Source organism: Cohnella sp. GCM10020058 (genome assembly GCF_042683485.1).
Taxonomy (GTDB): domain Bacteria; phylum Bacillota; class Bacilli; order Paenibacillales; family Paenibacillaceae; genus Cohnella.
This window is the reverse complement of record NZ_JBHUJV010000001.1, coordinates 445,727-464,419: the sequence shown is the minus strand read 5'-3', so window position 1 is coordinate 464,419 and position 18,693 is coordinate 445,727. Positions and strand designations below refer to the sequence as shown.

Annotated in this window: 12 protein-coding genes and 4 pseudogenes; 6 read left to right on the top strand and 10 right to left on the bottom strand. The window is 37.0% G+C overall.

What is annotated here, in order from left to right; genetic code table 11:
• Positions 1-18: 18 nt before the first annotated feature.
• The 7 genes and pseudogenes from ACFSR7_RS01935 to ACFSR7_RS01905 all read right to left on the bottom strand — a co-directional run bounded on the left by ACFSR7_RS01935 (position 19) and on the right by ACFSR7_RS01905 (position 8,496).
• Complete coding sequence (locus ACFSR7_RS01935; RefSeq protein ID WP_378158686.1) at positions 19-1,467, bottom strand: class I adenylate-forming enzyme family protein; 1,449 nt, start codon at positions 1,465-1,467, stop codon at positions 19-21.
• Positions 1,468-1,515: 48 nt separating this feature from the next.
• The gene (locus tag ACFSR7_RS01930) at positions 1,516-2,724 is read right to left on the bottom strand and encodes a phenylacetate--CoA ligase family protein (protein WP_378158685.1); all 1,209 of its coding nucleotides are present in this window, start codon (positions 2,722-2,724) and stop codon (positions 1,516-1,518) included.
• 75 nt (positions 2,725-2,799) lie between these two features.
• A pseudogene (locus ACFSR7_RS01925) lies at positions 2,800-3,843 on the bottom strand (LLM class flavin-dependent oxidoreductase); the annotation flags it as partial.
• The gene (locus ACFSR7_RS01920; protein WP_378158683.1) at positions 3,840-5,300 is read right to left on the bottom strand and encodes a hypothetical protein; all 1,461 of its coding nucleotides are present in this window, start codon (positions 5,298-5,300) and stop codon (positions 3,840-3,842) included. The gene ACFSR7_RS01920 and the pseudogene ACFSR7_RS01925, both read right to left, overlap by 4 nt.
• A 15-nt stretch (positions 5,301-5,315) precedes the next feature.
• Complete coding sequence (locus tag ACFSR7_RS01915) at positions 5,316-6,932, bottom strand: nucleotidyltransferase domain-containing protein (RefSeq protein ID WP_378158682.1); 1,617 nt, start codon at positions 6,930-6,932, stop codon at positions 5,316-5,318.
• A 38-nt stretch (positions 6,933-6,970) separates the two neighbouring features.
• Positions 6,971-7,201: an acyl carrier protein gene (locus ACFSR7_RS01910; RefSeq protein WP_378158680.1), complete on the bottom strand. Its 231-nt coding sequence runs from the start codon at positions 7,199-7,201 to the stop codon at positions 6,971-6,973.
• A gap of 401 nt (positions 7,202-7,602) precedes the next feature.
• A complete protein-coding gene (locus ACFSR7_RS01905; protein WP_378158679.1) occupies positions 7,603-8,496 on the bottom strand; it encodes a LysR family transcriptional regulator in 894 nt (297 codons plus the stop codon).
• Positions 8,497-8,606: 110 nt separating this feature from the next.
• Here ACFSR7_RS01905 and ACFSR7_RS01900 point away from each other — a divergent pair, with 110 nt between their 5' ends.
• The 4 genes and pseudogenes from ACFSR7_RS01900 to ACFSR7_RS01885 all read left to right on the top strand — a co-directional run bounded on the left by ACFSR7_RS01900 (position 8,607) and on the right by ACFSR7_RS01885 (position 14,075).
• Positions 8,607-9,890 (top strand): adenylosuccinate synthase, encoded by a 1,284-nt coding sequence (locus ACFSR7_RS01900; RefSeq protein WP_378158678.1) that lies wholly within the window; start codon positions 8,607-8,609, stop codon positions 9,888-9,890.
• Positions 9,891-11,334: 1,444 nt separating this feature from the next.
• A pseudogene (locus ACFSR7_RS01895) lies at positions 11,335-11,605 on the top strand (transposase); the annotation flags it as partial.
• A gap of 804 nt (positions 11,606-12,409) precedes the next feature.
• Positions 12,410-12,685, top strand: a pseudogene (locus ACFSR7_RS01890) (transposase); the annotation flags it as partial.
• 170 nt (positions 12,686-12,855) lie between these two features.
• A pseudogene (locus ACFSR7_RS01885) lies at positions 12,856-14,075 on the top strand (IS256 family transposase).
• Positions 14,076-14,222: 147 nt separating this feature from the next.
• Here the strand turns inward: ACFSR7_RS01885 and ACFSR7_RS01880 are convergent.
• The gene (locus ACFSR7_RS01880) at positions 14,223-14,981 is read right to left on the bottom strand and encodes a hypothetical protein (protein WP_378158677.1); all 759 of its coding nucleotides are present in this window, start codon (positions 14,979-14,981) and stop codon (positions 14,223-14,225) included.
• Positions 14,982-15,022: 41 nt separating this feature from the next.
• Complete coding sequence (locus ACFSR7_RS01875; RefSeq protein ID WP_378158676.1) at positions 15,023-15,778, bottom strand: helix-turn-helix transcriptional regulator; 756 nt, start codon at positions 15,776-15,778, stop codon at positions 15,023-15,025.
• 176 nt (positions 15,779-15,954) lie between these two features.
• On the opposite strand from ACFSR7_RS01875, the gene ACFSR7_RS01870 reads away from it, so the two are divergent.
• Entirely contained in the window at positions 15,955-16,950 is a 996-nt protein-coding gene (locus tag ACFSR7_RS01870) for a hypothetical protein (protein WP_378158675.1), read from the top strand.
• A gap of 575 nt (positions 16,951-17,525) precedes the next feature.
• Here ACFSR7_RS01870 and ACFSR7_RS01865 read toward each other — a convergent pair.
• On the bottom strand, positions 17,526-17,930 hold the full coding sequence (locus ACFSR7_RS01865; protein ID WP_378158674.1) for a hypothetical protein: 405 nt from the start codon (positions 17,928-17,930) through the stop codon (positions 17,526-17,528).
• Between the two features lie 275 nt (positions 17,931-18,205).
• On the opposite strand from ACFSR7_RS01865, the gene ACFSR7_RS01860 reads away from it, so the two are divergent.
• Positions 18,206-18,448, top strand: a complete 243-nt coding sequence (locus tag ACFSR7_RS01860) for an ATP-binding protein (protein ID WP_378158673.1) — start codon at positions 18,206-18,208, stop codon at positions 18,446-18,448.
• Positions 18,449-18,693: the final 245 nt, after the last annotated feature.

Below are 18,693 nucleotides of genomic sequence, written 5' to 3'. Positions count from 1 at the left end.
TACATTCTCTTGGATCCATTAATTAAATTGATTTCGTTTTATTTTTCCCGTTAGAGTTTTTGGCAAGCTATCATGAAGATACCATTTTCGCGGGTTTTTATAATTTGATAAAGCTCTAAATGTAATATTTTTAATTTCATTTAAAGTTATTTGGTCGTTGATTACTAAGTGAGCAGTAATTATTTCACCCATTATTTCATCGGGTTCTCCTAGCACTAAGGCTTCTTCAATTCCATTAATTCCATAAAAGAACTCTTCAACCTCCTCGGGATAAACGTTTATACCGCCTGTCAAAATTAAGTTTTTAATTCTACCCACAACAAACAATCTTCCATCCGAATCAAAATACCCTAGATCACCAGTCAATAGCCAACCGTTTACAATATTAGTATTTGTAAGATATTCGTTTTTGTAATACCCTAGCATTATATTTTTTCCCTTTACTTTTATTTCTCCGATTGAATTGTTAATTAATGTTGAGCCACTCTTATCTACTATTTCAACATCAACTCCTGGGACTGGAAATCCACATGATATCTTTTCTTCTCCTCGTTTCATTATGGTTACACGAGGAGAAGCTTCGGTAAGACCATATGTATGAAGAACATCAACATTCGGGAATAGCAATTTGATTTTCTCCATCATATTGTTCTGAATAGCGGAGCCACTTATGATTAAAGTATGGACTTTGTTAAAAAAAACCGAATTGAGATTATCTCGAACAAGAACCGATAAAAAAGTTGGTACGGCAGCCAAACAACTGACATTAAAACTCTCAGCAATATTAAAAAATACTTTAGGTAACATTGGCACACTCACTAATAAGAAAGGTACTTTTAAATATATACATGAAAGTATTTGTGTAGTAATTGTAGAACTAAAGTGTAATGGCATGGTAATTAGGAATAAGTCGTTTCTCTTAAAAGCAACTTGAATTGAATGTGCTATAGTATTAGATATAATATTCTGATGTGATAACATGATTACCTTGGGAGTGCCAGTACTTCCAGAAGTGGATAAAAAAAATGCAGCATCAGAACTTTTGGCTGTATAATCTTTGTCTTTTAAAACTAGATTTATATCCGTATTATAGAAATCAATTGTAGAAGTATTAATCCAATACCCATTAACTTCAGCAGGTTTGTTTTTACAAAGACAAACTTTAATGTCACAGTTTTTTATTAAGGCACTAATTTCTTGTGCTTTTGAATGGAAAGGTATTGGTACTACTATGCCTCCTATAAGAAGAATACCAAACATTGAAAATATAAACTCTTCATTATTATCAAAATATATACCAATTTTTTCTTCTTTAGAGACCTTTAATTTCTTAAGCAAATTAGCAATCTTTAAACTATTAACTAGCACATTGCTGTAACTCCATTTTGCACTTGTGGTACTAAAAGCGATTTCATCCGGGATACTTCGTACACAATCAATTAATATTTCTTCAATAAATTCTGGCATTTAAGTCACCACATTTATAATATTAATTTCAAAAGATAATAAATGAGATTAGCATAATCGAACAAAGGATGTTGTTTTACCTGAAGTCATAGAGGGAAAATCCTCAACTATAAACAAAGTCAGCTTTGTTTTATCACCCAAGATTTCGCATGTTAACTTGACAATTTCATCATATGTTTCGTTTTTGTATTTAGGTCCCTTTTTAATATATAAATTAAAGTTATTTATATCTGTTTGTTCTACTAGATATCGATCAATTACTTGTTGGTCTTTCTTTGTGGCTTTAAAAACTATTCTTTTAAAGAACAGATCACCTAGTATATCGTTATTTCCTTTTAAAAAACTATTAACACGTCCACCAGCCAAATTAATTATTGATGATTTATTTCCACACTTACAATATTTCTCTGTTATCTTGCCGAAATCGCCAACTTTATATCTGATTAAAGGCATAGATTTATTATATAAACTGGTTACAACTATTTCCCCTATATCCGGATAATCAGATATTATTCCCTGATTTACTATTTCGATTAGAAACAAATTATTAAATACATGCATATTTTTTTCTGAACATTCATACGCAATGGCCCAAGATTCTCTTGTACCATAATGATTTATGGTTTTGCAGCCGAAAACTCGTTCAATATAAATTCTCTTATCCTCATCAACTGCCTCACCCATTAGTTCTATAAATTTAATTGATCCAGGTTTATAATCTACTAAACCTGCTTCAATTATTTTAGCCATCCTTTCAATCACAGTTATGGTTCCATTAATCCATCTTGGAGAATAGTCTAGTAATTTATTAACACAAAATACAAGATTTGATTTCTCAAAGTTCGCAAAATCACCAATTTTTCTAAAACCCTCTTTTAGAAGTTCTAAAAAGTTATCCTTGTTAACATAAGGATCCCATTTTAATCTTTCCTTCCAGATGTAAGTTCCAGACAAAACTCTTTCAGATAACGTTTTAATACATTTTAATGGTGTCCCTGTAGTGCCTGAGGTCAGTTCCGAGGTTGTTTCTTCAGAAATTTTTGATATGTAATTATCATAATTTTTTTTAATGTCATTTTTGTCCGTTAGAGGGATTCTGGAAAAAAAACACTCAATTCCAGAGTTCAAATCTAACGCCTCTCTAACAAATAAATCATGAAAGTATTTGTTATTACTATCCAAAAAATGAATTAAATCTCTTAACTTTTTTTTTTGAAAAATACTAACTTTTTCTAGATTTATTATAGGATCACGCATAAAAGACAGACCCTCCAATTACTCAGTATTTAAACTGTTCTGGTACGGGAATTAAAGTACCAACTCCATCTTACGCAAAATAGGCATTACTCCTTCTCCAAAATGTAACGCTTCCTCCAAATGTGGATAACCCGAAAAAATAAATTCATTAATCCCTAATTGACTATATTCAATTATTCGATTAGCCACTTCAATATGACTTCCTACTAATGCTGTTCCTGAGCCTCCTCTAACTAACCCCATACCAGCCCATAAGTTAGGAGAAACCTCCAACTTATCAAAACGACCCTGATGTAAAGAACGCATTCGTTTTTGACTTATTGATTCAGAAAGAGTTTGTCTCGTTTGAGCCAACTTAATTTCACCTTCGTTAATTGAAGACATATATCTATCAGCAACCGACCAAGCTTCTTCGCTTGAATCCCTAGTCACAACATTTAATCTCATACCTACTTTATAAGCACGATTACCAGCCATACGTTTGATTCTATAAACATTATCTTTAATCATTTCTGGGGGTTCCCCAAAAAACAGGTGAACATCAGCCTGCTTAGCAGATACTTCTATTGCATTCTCAGAAGATCCACCAATGTAAATTTTGGGAAGTGGATTTGGAGTAGGCAGTAGTGTTGGCGCAACTTGTAGTTTATAATATTTTCCGTTTAATTCCTTTGATTCACCTGCCCAAATTTCTTTTAATATTCCGATAAATTCACTCATTCTTTCATATCGTTGATCATGACTCTTATAATCTCCAAACTTTATTTGTTCTTCAGGTTTTCCTCCGGCAACAATTTGAAGATCCAAACGACCTCCAAACATTCTTTGCGCTGTTCCAGCCATATGAGCAACAAGCATTGGCGCTGTTGCATCCGGACGGATGGCCACTAAAAATCTTATATTTTTGGTGTATTGACTAAGGACTGAGGCAGTGATCCAGGGGTCTTCGCAATATAAACCTGTTGGTAGCAAAACCCCCTCAAATCCTACACTTTCAGCAGCTAACACAACTTGTTTTAAATATTCCATATCTGGTTTACGTTCAAGCTTTTTATCAAAGTGGCCGACGTAATATCTACTATCTCCTGCCGTTGGGACAAACCAATGTAAATTAATCATACTTCTATTAGCTCCTCAACACCTATAGTTTGAGGTTGACCTACTCGAATTTCATTAAAAGCACTTCCCTCAAGCCGCCCAAGTTTATCATACTGAGCTGAATGTCCATTAACTTTCCAATGCTTGGAGTAGTTACCCAACCCACCAATAACCTTGTATTGGGTTTTACTTAGGCATCTTCCAAATATCATATATCTTGCATGACACTGGCTCACTTCAATGTCATCAGAATTCTCGGGGTGAGAGAGAGGAACAGCAACTGTTTGATCAACATATGGCTGAATAATCCAAGGCTCACCTAAGTGTACTTGACTTAAAACGAGGTCCAAAATTTGCTTCGCCGATTTTTTGGAGCCAGTGAGTCTAAATACCCCTCTACTCCTATTATAAAATGCCCCAGCACCCCCTCCACATTTAATAATTAACTTACCTCTTATTGATTCAGGAAGCATTGCTAAATCATATATTGATTTAACGCTTTCGAGATGATTCGCTAGGGAATCAGGCAGATAATTTAGTATTGGTTTCAAATTTATTTGTTCTGCTTGGATAAGAACTGTGGGAATAATAATTTCTCTTAGCCTATTAGAAAATAAATCTTTATATTCATCCATAAAGGGAATAGACATGCCCCATTTTTGTCTGTAGATAACATTCATCGGAGTCTCTACCCATAATTTCCCTTCTATACTTTCTCTTGCTAGTTTGATAAGAAGTTCGTGGTCTAAGGTACTTGTAAACTCTTGACCGTATAAAAACGTTAGTGGCCTTGATCCATTTTCGTCATTCAACAGTACCTTTTCATTCCTTAAACTAATAACTGTTTCAAGCGAAGATCTTTCAATAGGAAAGTATGCTATTCCTTTTTTTTCATAGTAATTTTTTAAATAGTTTTCGCCATTCATCCAAAAATGTCTCACATCATTTATTGCAACTGGATCCGCACCAGATTCTAAGATAGCATCTGCAAATCCCTCCGCAAGATTTCCGAGTGTTCTCGTATTTGATGAATTTGGTATTATTAATGACTGCTCTCTTTGTATACCAAAAAACAAACCTGGCCCACCGCTTTTCCATTGCACTTCTGCAATTTGGCGTTCATCTTTTCCCAACGTTACATAATCAATTCTACACATACGAGGTTCTAATCTTGCTTCAGAAATTATTTGATGAACCTCAAGTTCTGTTGATGTGACACCATGTTCAACAAGTTTGGTAATCCAAGTGGGCTGCCTGCCGCCTCTTGAATCAATATATAAATCATTTAAAATTCTATAAAGGTTCCAAAGGTGCTTTAAATCTTCATCTATATTTGAAGCTGTATTTGATTCAATAATTGTCGTTGTAGGGGTTAGTAATGAATTATAACGAAAACCCTCTCCATAACATAAACAAGAATGATCTAATTGTTTTTGTAATTTAATTAGCAAATTTGAAGAGAAACTTTCTAAGAGCAATTGGTTTCCTCTTTTCTATTGAAAGTTAGCAAGCCAATCAGATAGATTTAATGCCTCTTTAACTAAGTGTTCTTCTTCAATTGCAGGACCCATTTTTTCCAAGGTGATAACTGCATTACATTTAAAATTAATACGGAATGCTGTGAGTACATCACTTTCATCAATCTTTTCGTCTCCGTAGATTCGTAACATCAATCGACATATTAAAGTACAATATTTATAAACAGCTCGTTTTCGTATCGGCCTATCCTGCAAATATCGCCGAAGACGATCTATGACGATTATTAGTTCGGCCATTGCCCATTGCCTTTCTCGAGCTAAATCAACTCTAGGCAGTTTAAACTCTTTTGATTGAAAAAATGGTGATAAATAATTCTCTGATAACAATTTAATCATAAATGCTATTTTGGGAGGCACGGCCATTCTATATATCTCATTTTGAGTAAAAACAGATATGGATGTATTGCGTAATTCACTTAGTACTACTGGAAGTTTACTAACAATTGAAATAAAGTTTTCATCTTTTATTACCATAAGTACATCTATATCGCTCCAGTTAGCTCGGTAATTTCCTAATCCCGCACTTCCACCAATTGCTATAAGATTAATTGCCTCTTTCTCTTCTGTGAAATAATCTAAAATTTTTTCTGTAATTTCGTTAGCTTGACTATTTATTATTGCAGGAGCAGATATAATCTTTTTCATTTCTGAATTTTCTGAATACTTTACTGCCAGACGGTCAGCTTTGCTCCAACGACTTTCAACATTTTGATTTAAGTCTTTATCATCAAGTAAGATAACTATTTCGCCTAACAAACTTTTTAAGGAGGCGAAAGTATTAGAGTCTAAAGTTGCTTCTATCACATATGCTCGGCTAAAGGGATTAAATTGAATGAACTCTTCTAAATTGTAAACAAAATTTCTACATTGTTTATCAATTTTATTGAAGGACACGGCTCTATTATCGCAAAAATAATCTGCATTTAATCTTATATAACTATGCTGGGATTGAAAGTAATCTGCAATCTCACTAGAATTTGAATTCTTATTTCCACCAACAATAACAATTGAGTTGACATGTTCGAAAGGGATTTTGAATCTAGAATCATAATTATTTAATATAGTTCTAATTTGTATTTGAATTTCTAATTCACTTACACTATCATATTTAAGCGAATGATCGAATTTAAAACTTGCTTTCAGTGTTTCAAGGATATTTTCAAAACTTAAAGATTTATCTTTCCTAGTCCTAATCGGATTCTCGCCCAGTTGAATATTTACTTTATTAGTTTCTATATTTATATGTTGAATTTCATTTAATGCAGTAATATATGCATTGTCTGACAATAACAATGCTTCATCAAATCCGATAGGGTTGCTTTTAATCACACTCTCAACAATTAAAGCTCTTAAGACTTGGAGGTAAGGGGTCCATATTACAATGTCTCCATACACAAAGCGACACGAATTAATATTTTCTGCCCAAAACTCCTTTAAACTTTTGGAATCTAATGGCTGATTAATTTCACTGATTGATGCGATTTCTATATCTTTTTGAAAACTTTTGATAAGCCATTCAGTGTGTAATTCATCATTTACTCCAGCAAGTGTAATCTCAAGTGAATTAACCATAAAGGACTCCCTATTAAAACATTTTAGAATTTTAATCTTTATGCCGGCTTCTTATTAATTGTGCTCATAATTTTTTCAATTGTTTCGAAGTTCTCCAACAACAAATCTGAGTCTTCAAAAACGATTCCTAGCGAAGATTCTAAATTCACAACTAACTGGATAGTTTTTAATGAATCTAGCCCTAATTCCACTAAATTTGTTTGGTTGTCCAATGCTTCTTGTTCTAAAACTTTTATAACTTGTTCTTTAATTCTTTTTTCGAATTCCATATTCAAACCTACCCTCTTTGTGTGTATTAAATAAAGAATACTCTACGACTTTAATATTTGGATAAGTCTACATGAATCTACTTGAATCTACAGGATCTTACACCTTCCTATTCTTTTAATAATGCTTTTCCCAGTTATACGAAATCATACTTTCTTTTCCTGTTACACGAATTCAAATCTAGGGCTTATTTGTTAGTAAATGTAACTTATCCTCGATAAGCAGAATTATATTAGAAATAATGTATTGTCTCAATTGAATCTTTAAAAATTGATAAACTTTAATTTGAAAATGTAACCAGATTGGTTTCTTGAATATTCAGTGTTTAATTTTATACTTACCGAATTTATGGGGATCAAAGTATTCAAATGTAACAAGCAACGGATCCAAAATAATTTACATTTTATAGAGGAGATTCAGGAATTATATAATTCAGAAAATGTCTCGCAGCTGCCGATAGGGGAAAACCATTAAGTGTAGCTATACCAATATGTCGTTCTGGAATTTTCGGAATTAAAGGAATTTCTATAAGCCCTCCCATCATTAATTCCTCAACCACATAATTTTTCGCAATAATAGTTAAACCAAAGCCACTTAACGCAAACTGTACAAGCAGATCGACACTTCCCAACTCAAATTCGGGGTTGAGAAGTACACCATTTGCCAATGAATAATTATCTATGAATGACCTAGTACTTCCCCCAGGTTCAAGCAAAAGTAGCGGAAATTGACTAAGTTCAGACAAATGTAGTGTTTTTTTAATTCTGCTTGCATACTTTGGGCTTCCAACAAGGCATTCCTGCTGAATTGCACTTTTATGAAATGTAATTTTAGGGTCTTCTGCGGGCAAATTAACAACGCCAAAGTCAATTTTACCATCCTTTAAAAGTGCAAGTGTTTCAGGTGTTGTGCGATTTGTGACATGAACTTTTATATCTGGATATTGGGAATGGAACTTTTCTAGAAAGGGAAGCAAGTAATATTTACACAAGGTATCACTAGCACCAATACTAATTTCTCCATTAAGTAAATTCTTCATTCCCGAAATACTTTTTTCCCCCAATTCAATTAGTTGAATAGCCTTTTCAATAAAAGTAAAAAGGACTTCTCCTTCTGATGTTAAAGTAACGCCTTTGGACGTACGAAAAAATAAATGAACATCTAAATTGCTTTCAAGTTGTTTGAGAGTATGGCTAACCGCAGGTTGAGTAATATTGAGCCTTTTCGCAGCGTTTGTTAATCCACCAAGTTTTGCAGTCCAATAAAAAACACGATACCACTCTAAATTATGCTCCATCTATATTACCTCTCTTTATGACTGTCATTATTAATAACAATTTTACTTATAGCATTCCCAGAAATTATAATATTCAAAGTTAGAAATATCAAGTTATGGAGGGATCAAATTTGACAGTTACTGCGATCGTCGGAGCCAACTGGGGCGATGAAGGAAAGGGGAAGATGACAGATTTCCTCTCAGCTAAATCATCTTATGTTGTGAGATATCAAGGTGGAAGCAACGCTGGCCATACCATTATTAATGACTATGGAAAATTCGCACTTCATATGTTGCCTTCTGGTGTTTTTCATCAAGACGTAGTAAATGTAATTGGCCCTGGAGTGGCACTCGATATTGATGCCTTTTTTAAAGAACGCGAAGAGTTACTTAGGAGGGGTGTGCCGGAACCTCGCTTAAGAGTATCTGACCGTGCACAAGTAGTCCTTCCAATTCACCGTTTGTTTGATGAGCTAGAAGAAGAACGATTAGGCATTCGCAGTTTTGGCTCAACAAAAAAAGGAATTGCTCCTTTTTATGCTGATAAATATGCAAAGTTGGGCATACAAGTAGCTGATTTATATAATGAATCTAGATTGTTTAATAGAATAGTCCAAACACTTGAATCAAAAAATGTTCTTCTTGAGCACTTTTATAAAAGAAATTCAATTAATCCCGAAGAAATAGTTTCTCTTCTGTTAGACCAAGGGAAACGGCTTCTACCTTTTATTTGTGATACGACAATAATGTTACATGAAGCCCTAGAAAAGCATGCGAACATCCTATTAGAAGGTCAACTTGGCGCACTTCGCGACCCCGACCATGGAATTTATCCCTTCTCAACATCCTCTTCCACACTGGCTGGTTTTGCTCCAATTGGTGCTGGAATACCGACATATACAATTTCAAGAATTATGGCAGTTACTAAATCGTATTCCAGTTGCGTTGGTAGTGGCCCCTTTGTATCAGAACTTGAAGGAAACGAAGCAGTTGAACTGAGGACACGTGGAGGAGACGCAGGAGAGTTTGGTGCAACCACTGGTCGTCCTCGAAGGGTAGGGTGGTTTGATGTAGTAGCGACACGCTATGGTTGCATGGTTCAAGGAGCAACTGAAGTTGCTTTAACAAATCTTGATGTTCTAGGATACTTAGACGAAATTATCGTTTGCACCAACTATATACTAGAAGACGGAACAAAGACTAATAAGTTTCCAGTAAACGCAAAACTGGAGAATGCCAAACCATATTTTAAATCTCTTCCAGGTTGGAAACAGGACATATCACATGCACGTTCCTTTGATGAACTTCCATTAGCCGCCCAGGAATACATCAAATTCATTGAATCAGAAATTAAGGTTAAAATCACGTATGTTTCTGTTGGGCCAAAAAGAAAACAATTAATCTCTAGACTGTGAAAGTAGCTAGATTTTAATCCTATCGTTTAAGATGAGACGGCTTGGCCATAAGCCTCTCTACCTTTGTACAATTATTTACTGTACGGCGGTTCCAAATTAGGTTAACAAGTGCTGTAAATAAGCCTCCCTCTCGCCTCTCAAAAGGAGGTCGAGAGGGCATGTTTATTTCCATTTACCTTGAAACGAAGTCAACGTAGCCCCTCTCTTATAAATTCAATGCTCTAAGTGTTCCAAACGTTAAAATGTTAGACTATCGCCACATCATTAAGCTCCCTTGGTATAATATAGTTTTCTCACGAATGCTCGCTAATTTGTAGGATCTCAATATAGGATAAACCACGTCTGGTCAAAAGGAACTATGTCAAATTTGGCAACTTAAGCGCATGTTGAAACAGGGCGGGCGAGGTATCGCTTCTCTTTTTGCTACTCTGTTGTACGCTACTCCAGGTACTTCCGGAGGCATTCACTACCATGGTCCTCATCCTGAAAGATGAATCATATATTAAGTCAGCAGTAAAAACGAAAAGCATGAAACACAAGCGCTCAGTTATGAAGCTCTACGGCAAGCTTGCTTGCCTTCTGGTCGCTTTTAGCGCGGCGAAGGCTACGAACCAGATCGAGTTCTTCCTGTAGCTTTACTCATATTTCTGTACATTAGGCAAACTTATGCTTCCAAATGAACTAGACAAACTTATGCTTCCAAAAGCCACAAGCACCTATACTGGACGATTATATTAGGCTCTCGGTTCAATAAGTAACATCCCCCCAAACGTACCGACCATTCTCCTTACCAAAAAGCACACACGAAAAAAGGGGGCTGGTAGCGCAGGAAAAAACTAAGCCGGTGACCCGTTCATGAAGTGACGGGTCACCCGCGACGGTGAGGCTACTTGCTAATACGCGTAGGGATATTCTCACTTTTGCCAAATTGTTAGAAATCGCGACAGTCGTAGACCTTAAAAAATGTTTCCGTTCTAGACGGCGTACAGGAAGCCGTAGCCTCACACGAGATGATATTGAATGAACAAATGTACATAGTCTCCGCTGACGTTAAGGAAAGTCAAATTTGTTATCAGGTCTTAGAGAATGCTGGGCATAAGCAGAGACCAAATCATCGTCATACGTTACTCAACATCGCTACTCTTCTGTTTTAACTTTCGAGTTGCGTGACCTGCCGGGAAATTAAAGAAATACTCCTTGCAATTGCCGTCATAATAGACCACAAACATCGTTCGTTTAACCTTCTCACCCTTATTACCGTCCTCTTAAAAACGAAATCACAAATATGACACAATCCTTTTAAGAGTATGAATCAGACAGTGCTTCCGTCTTTTACTTCTATTTAACTTTTTATAATGCTCACAGCTTAATAACTAAATAAACCGGGTTCGCAACCAACGAAGCCGTTAAATTTTGTGTGATATAGTTATTCGATTTTCTGATGGGCGAGTCTGAGCCACTCGTCGTGAAGAAGAATCAGTCCAACGAGACCGGCACTAAGGATCAGATTATCACGCTTTTACGCCAAATGCGTCAACACGCGAGACATCGAGGACCAGTATTAGCCTGGAGGTCTCTCCGACCTTTATTTCAAATGTCATTAATAAGATTATGCCTTCATAAAGGAATGGTAGAATCGGCCGCTGCAGGGCGAGTACGCGGTCGTCTTTCTGGATGCCATCCACTTCAACTTCAAGCAGGACGGCGCCATTGTCCTATATGGTCAACCGCATCGACCTAAACCGCAACTTCATCGGCTTCTCTCAGGCGATCTCATCCAGTATTTTACAAAATCTTAATATACCCGTTTTAACTAAAGTGTTTTAGTAGGTTAATCGGCCATTTGCTTGGTGCAAGTCCCTACTTTACTAATGTCCTTTTTTCTCCCACAATACGCAGCGAACCTCGGTCAACGGTAAGCGAGGTTTCTTTTCTATGTTCAGTAAAATATAAACGCTTCGGGAGGCTTACTCAACGTTGTCATAAGATTCATATAATTATCCTAGTAAGTTACAGTTCGTCCATGAAAGTTTCGTAAGCAATTTTCAGCTAGACATTTGCATGGGCGATAATTGATGTGGCGCTGGCTTACGCTAGTTCCTCGTCCGATTCGCATGGCGAAATCGGTTTTTTTGGAGAAGAACTCCACAGCAACCTTTTCGCATTGTCATTTGAACCCGTTGCCAAGTTCTTTCCACAACTACGGAAGAGATGACGGATACGATTATGACCTTTTGTAACCGATCAAGTGGCCGGGCATCCAGTAAGGCAGCTGCGATCGTCTTAGCGGCAAAGAACAGCCTTGTCATTGATTCGAACGCAAGCCAGACTATAGCATTGCGGCTCATGATCAATTTGTTACAGGAGTACCAGAGCCACCTTGCAAATCTGGAAAACGAGATTCATACGAAAGCCAGTTGCATTGCCGGCTATGATTTATTATGTTCGATTCCTGGAGTAAGCTCTAAACTTGCAGCTACGCTCCTGTCGGAAATAGGTGATATTCCTCGTTTGAACATGCTAAAAAGCTTGTAGCGTTTGCCGGCATCGATCCAAGTGTATTTTCGTCAGGCAAATTCACAGCGACGCGAAACCGCATAACAAAGCGAGGCTCCAACCGTATACCAAGAGCCCTATATTTGGCTGTACTTTGTGGAATCAGAGGGGCAGCGAGAAACGTACGTATTCGTTCATTTTACGACAAGTTGCACTTATCGCATGTACCATTAAATTGCTGCACATCATTTATGCTCTACTTAAAGACTCGGTCTCATACCGCCCCTTTTAATCCTTAAAAAGGACAGTATTACACATAACTCCAGTTGGGGCTGGGGGTAGTTTCTTATTGCCTTTTTATGATTCTAACAGGGAAATTAATTTAATCGAAAGTCTTGACATCATATTAGCTGGCTTGTGTAAACTCTCAAACCTACTAAAATGAAAAATAGTGAGGTTGGGAGCACACATGGGACATTGGTCGAAAGAGCAACTCTGGAGCTTCATTAAGGAGAACAACCTGGTTACAGCACAAGACGCGCAAAATGCGCTCAAGAATTTGTTCGCCGAGACGCTGCAGGAAATGCTGGAAGCGGAAATGGACACGCACATGGGCTACGAGAAGCATGACGTACAGAACAAGATGACGCTGAGCAGCCGTAACGGCAAGAGCAAGAAAAAGGTCACGAGTGAATACGGCAATCAGGAGATTTCCGCTCCACGAGACCGTCTGGGCGAGTTCGAGCCACTCGTGGTGAAGAAGAATCAGTCCAACGCGACCGGCATTGAAGACCAGATTATTGCGCTGTATGCCAAGGGTGTCAGCACGCGAGAGATCCAGAACCACCTTCAGAATTTGTACGGTCTGGAGGTCTCTCCGACCTTCATATCCAATGTCACCAATAAGATCATTCCGCTCGTCAAAGAATGGCAGAACCGGCCGCTGCAAGGTGTCTACGCTGTCGTCTTTCTGGACGCGATCCAATTCAAGGTCAAGCAGGACGGCGCCATCGTGAACAAGGCTGCCTACATGGTCATCGGCATCGATCTGGACGGAAACAAGGACGTGCTTGGCATGTGGATCGGCGAGAATGAGTCCGCTAAGTTCTGGCTGAGCGTCCTAAACGACCTCAGAATCACGGCGTTCAGGACATCCTCATCACCTGCGTCGACAACCTCACCGGCTTCTCTCGGGCGATCTCGGCCTGCTATCCGAAGACGGAAATTCAAAAGTGTATCATTCACCAGATTCGCAATTCTACGTGCTACGTTTCCTACAAAGACCTGAAAAAAGTAACAGCCGATCTGAAGCCCATCTACAAGGCCACGACCGAGGAGATGGCGCTGCTGGAACTCGATCGGTTTGAGGAAGCTTGGGGCGCCAAGTATCCGCTCATCGTCCGCTCTTGGCGCGGTAACTGGGACGAGCTCGCCACCTTCTTCAAGTATCCGCCAGAGCTGCGTAAGCTCATTTATACGACGAACTTAATCGAGAGTTATCACCGCCAGTTGCGTAAAGTCACCAAAGGCAAAAGCATCTTTCCGAGCGACGAAGCGCTACTTAAGATGCTCTATCTCGTCACGATGGATGTCACACGCAAAGGGACGGGCCGTGTCCAAAACTGGGGACAGATGCTTCTGCAGCTCTCCGTCTTCTTTCCGGACCGGATCGGCCAGCACTTACCTTAAGGCCATCTCCCTCCGGGGAGATTACTATAAATGAGTTTACACAAAATTATTGACAGACTCTATATCAAAGCGCCTCGAATAATTAAATTTATTCGACAGTCTGGAAGGAATCCTTCCCAGGATCCTTTATAAGTTAAGGTAATCTAGTTATAATACTAATTCCTTTATATTTTCAAAATTAGTACCATTGCTAAAGTGAATCTTAATCGCATTATTTCTTGAAGATTTTTCATCCTTTAAAATCATGGAATATTGCATATAAGTTTGTAATTCTTTCGTTTTACGCCCTTCGCGAATATAAATAAATGTATCCATATCACTATGGAAATATCCACTATTCTTACAAACATCCAGAATACTCCTTATTATTGATTGATGATTTTCTAGCAAAATTTCTTTTTCATTTGTATTATGAAACTCAAATTTGTGGCATAATGCAAATATCCAAGAATCAACACCGTTTTCTTTTTGCTCAAACATACATTTTTCAAAAATTTCAAGTCTATTCAATTCAAAGCAATCATAGTAATCTAAGAAAATAAAATCAAATGGCCATACAATTTTCTTATGATTCTCGTCTTCACCGGATTTGATTATTAAATCAATATCCCCAAAAAGCATATTCTTATAAATTAAGTCAAAGTTTTTGACTTTCTCAAGTTGTTCATTGAATATAACTTCGTTATATTCAACACTAGTGAGCTTATTTATATAACTTTTAAATGTATTCATGTCATAAAAATTCGCGGCAGGCATCCCAAAATAATGGAGTAAACTTTGCTTTTCATTAACGATTACTTCTAACTTTTTTGCTAAATCAGATCGTACTATTGTTTTATAAAAATTTGACTTAAAAGATAATGCATTTAGCATGATTTTGTTGTGTAGGTACTGACTCCTATCCATATTATTTCCCCCAAGAATAATGTAGTATGAATCTAATATAATCAAGTCTTCAAATTTTTAAATTCAGAAGGGCTTAAAGAAGTATAACGCTTAAAAGTGGCTGCAAAATGTGAACTTGAAGAGAAACCGACCATTTTAGCAATCCTATATATAGGAAAATCAAAATTTTTCGTTAAGATTCTTTTTGCGGCATTAATTCGAACAGTATTCAAATAATAAATCGGGGAAACTTGGAAAACTTTGGAATATGCGTTACTTAAATAAATAGGATTAATATTGATTAATTCCCCCAGCATTCTAAGAGTGATAGGCTTTGAATAATTATCGCGAATAAAACGATTTACCTTAATAAGTCTTGTATCGATTTGATTTTTTTTATTTACTAATTTAGTTTTTTCATGCATATCCCTTTTTTTCAGAATGGTATTAAAAAATTTTTCAAATAATGCAATGTCTTTTTCCAGTTTATCTGTAAATAGATTTTGGGACATTTCAATAATTTCAATTCCCATTGAATTAATCTTGATGAAACTATTATTAAGTTCTGTCTGGCTTTCATCAAGAAATAAATAAAATTGAATTTTTATTATATTGTTTAGGGCTTGTAATTTTAACCTTTTATAGGTGGTTCTCGTTATTAAAATTCCTTCATTATTTATATTCGAAGAATTTTTATGGTAGAAAACCTTCGCTTCTCCCTGGCACTTTAGAAACAGTGATATGTTTTTGGGCAGGTATACACTCTCACTTTCTCCCGGCATAATGTATGATTCTTTATGTACGGAAAGCAGCTTCAAAATCTCACCTCCATTACTTCAAAAATTTTACCTTTATTAAAATTAATAAGCCGCTCTTTACATGCTCATATTTATATACTAACATACAAATTATAACTTTATTTATTATCATAGTACAACAAGGATTTTATATCCAAATAGAAATCTAAACCTTTTGATTAGAGAAGGGACGACTTATGATAAATAATTTACCTACGAGGACTCCCCCAATAGTCCTTTACTTATATCATGCTTATCCTCTTTCAATAATTTTTACGCAAGAAGATAAAATACTTCCTTGGTTTTATAGTAACTTCCTTCAAATCTCATGTCGATACGACTCAAAAAATGACGAGAAATGGTTTGATTTCGATTCTTATCAACTTCCTCCAAATCTTTCTGCTGAAGTACATACTAGAAATTATTTAAAGCACGCTATAAATGGTAGCATTGAAACTCTTTTTGATTTGATAGACCAAAGCAAATACATTTATACATTTTTAAATGAATATTATACTAAAGGAAATAGGAATTTCAACAAAAGACATGTTAGTCACGATATACTTATACATGGTTACAATAAAACTGAGGGTTATTTAATATGTTCAGGTTTTTACAATAGAATATATAACGATAATATGATTATTCCAATAGACTTGTTTGTTGCATCGATCATGGATGATGAATGTTTTTATCCTTATCATAATCATGTCACCTTTTATTCTTTGGATAGAAATGAAGAAATTAATTTTGATTTGAAAAAAGTTATGAATGATACTATGAACTACATTAACAGCATAGGGGACTCTAGCTCAAATTCACCAACACAAAGTAGTATCTATGGAATTAACGTTTATAATTCATTGATAAATCGAAGCAGCGAATTTTTAGACAAAGGGTTTTTAGATATACGGCCCTATCATCTTTTTTTCGAACATAAGAACACTTTAAACTCTCGACTCTCTTATATGTTTACAAATAAAATTATCTCATTTGATAAACGACTGTATGATCATTCAAACAATCTAAAAAATGCAATAGCAGTGATTAGGAATTTGGCTTTAAAAGTTTCCCTATCTCATCAAACGAACGAGATACCCCTAATAATGAAGCTTCTAACTCAAGCTAAGCAAGCGGAAAAAACTTTCTTTGAGACATTTCTTGATAAACTATCTAAATCTGTAGAATATTAAAAAGTTCATTACTTCTTAATGCTATATTTTTTTGTAGGGAGCCGCGTTGTAGCTTTCCTCTTTAACCTCGTAAACCCCATCGATTCTTTCTGTGACTAAAATTACAGCGCCCTAAAAAAGAAGAAGTTCCCGCAACAGCGAAGCCGGCAGGATACGATTGAACCGGCTTACTACTTATATGACTTGCAGCCTTTGATCTTCAAAGCCAGCTCGGATTCACTTTTCTTCGTCTTTGATTCGCAAATTGGACTAAGGTGCTCTCTTTCTTGTAACCCGTATCTTTCGTGAGGACAAATTTAAAGAATTGATCCTGATCGATCCAGTCAATCATTCCTTTATCCCGGATGCTTTCGTTCCAGATATTAGGTGATCCTGGCATGTTTGTGCTAATAGCTGTCGGCTTTTTGTCCGCGCGATATTGGGTATATTCAAACGGGGATCGGTCGTGGATGGATAACAACGATCAAGGCTGGAGAGTGTTTTATCATGGTGAAGGAAGAAAAAGGGTTAAGCAAGGAAGATACAACGAAACTCGCTGTTATCCTACAAAATAGTACCGTGCGGATGAGCGGGCTTCAATGATTCGTGTAATAGGGGGTACCTTTTTCGTTCCAATTGGTATTTGTAGTGGTTGTAATTCGCACGTAGCGATCAATTTCTAGACTTTGTTCCTCTAAAGTGAAGCAATTGCTGCTAATCACATGGTCTTTCATGTGACCGTAAAAAGACTCATATGGTGCATCATCCCAACAGTTTTTTCGTCTCGAGATGGACTGGCTCAGCCCATCTTCTTCAGCAGCTTTTGGAATAGCAACTACCTTGATCGGAGTGATAAAGGCATCCTTATGTAACTTCAAACGTCGCTGTTTTTTCAGATTATCGATCGTCTTCGTCGCCAAAGATAGGGTAAGGCAATTGGAAAGATTGTAAGCCAACAGTTCTCCCGTGGAGGCATCCAGGATCATCGATAAAAAAGCCATCTCCGACCGTCCATGTAGAAGATAAGTGATGTCAGTGAGCAGCCAAGACCCAGGAACCCCTTCTTAAACTCCCGTTGTAGCTTTATTCGGTACGACTCGGTGCTCCAGTACTGTCTTAGCCATTCTTCTGTATGAATTAGTCCTGCAGTGAGGGCAGACGAGGTTTAAATTCCTCATGTGCCTGCGAATCCGTTTACAGTTATAGATAACCATGCTCCAGGACCATTTTGATGGAGCGAGCGCCCTTCTGATAACCTCTGCGACTGAAAGCCTTCTTGATTCGTTCTCCAGCCTCTGAGTCTTGTCAAGCTCGCTCGAGGCGAGCTTCTGCTGACAGCTATGAAAGCCGAAGTCTAGTCATTAGAACGAATCTGGAATTCTCTAAATGGGGAACCGTCTTCACCGATGGCCAGATGGTCGCGGCGATGATTGACCGTTTAGCACACCATGGACATCTACTCGTTTTCGAGGTGAGAGCTAGCTACAGAATGAAGCATGCGCTCATGAAAGAGCCGTGACAAAAGAGCCGTGACAAAATTCCCCACGCGACGATGGGGAAATATACTCGATATCTTTGGGGATTTTTGCTTTACGAAATACTACTTCTTTGGGGCACTGACTAATCGGAGTGCCGACGAGGAAACGCCCTCGTGTTTCCTCAGGGACGATCTTACAACCGCAAGAAGGTCGTGTAGAAGATGTTAGTGCGGCCAAGGGCGGAAGGCAGGCAAGGGATTCCAAGTCGACCCGTCCTCCACCATTT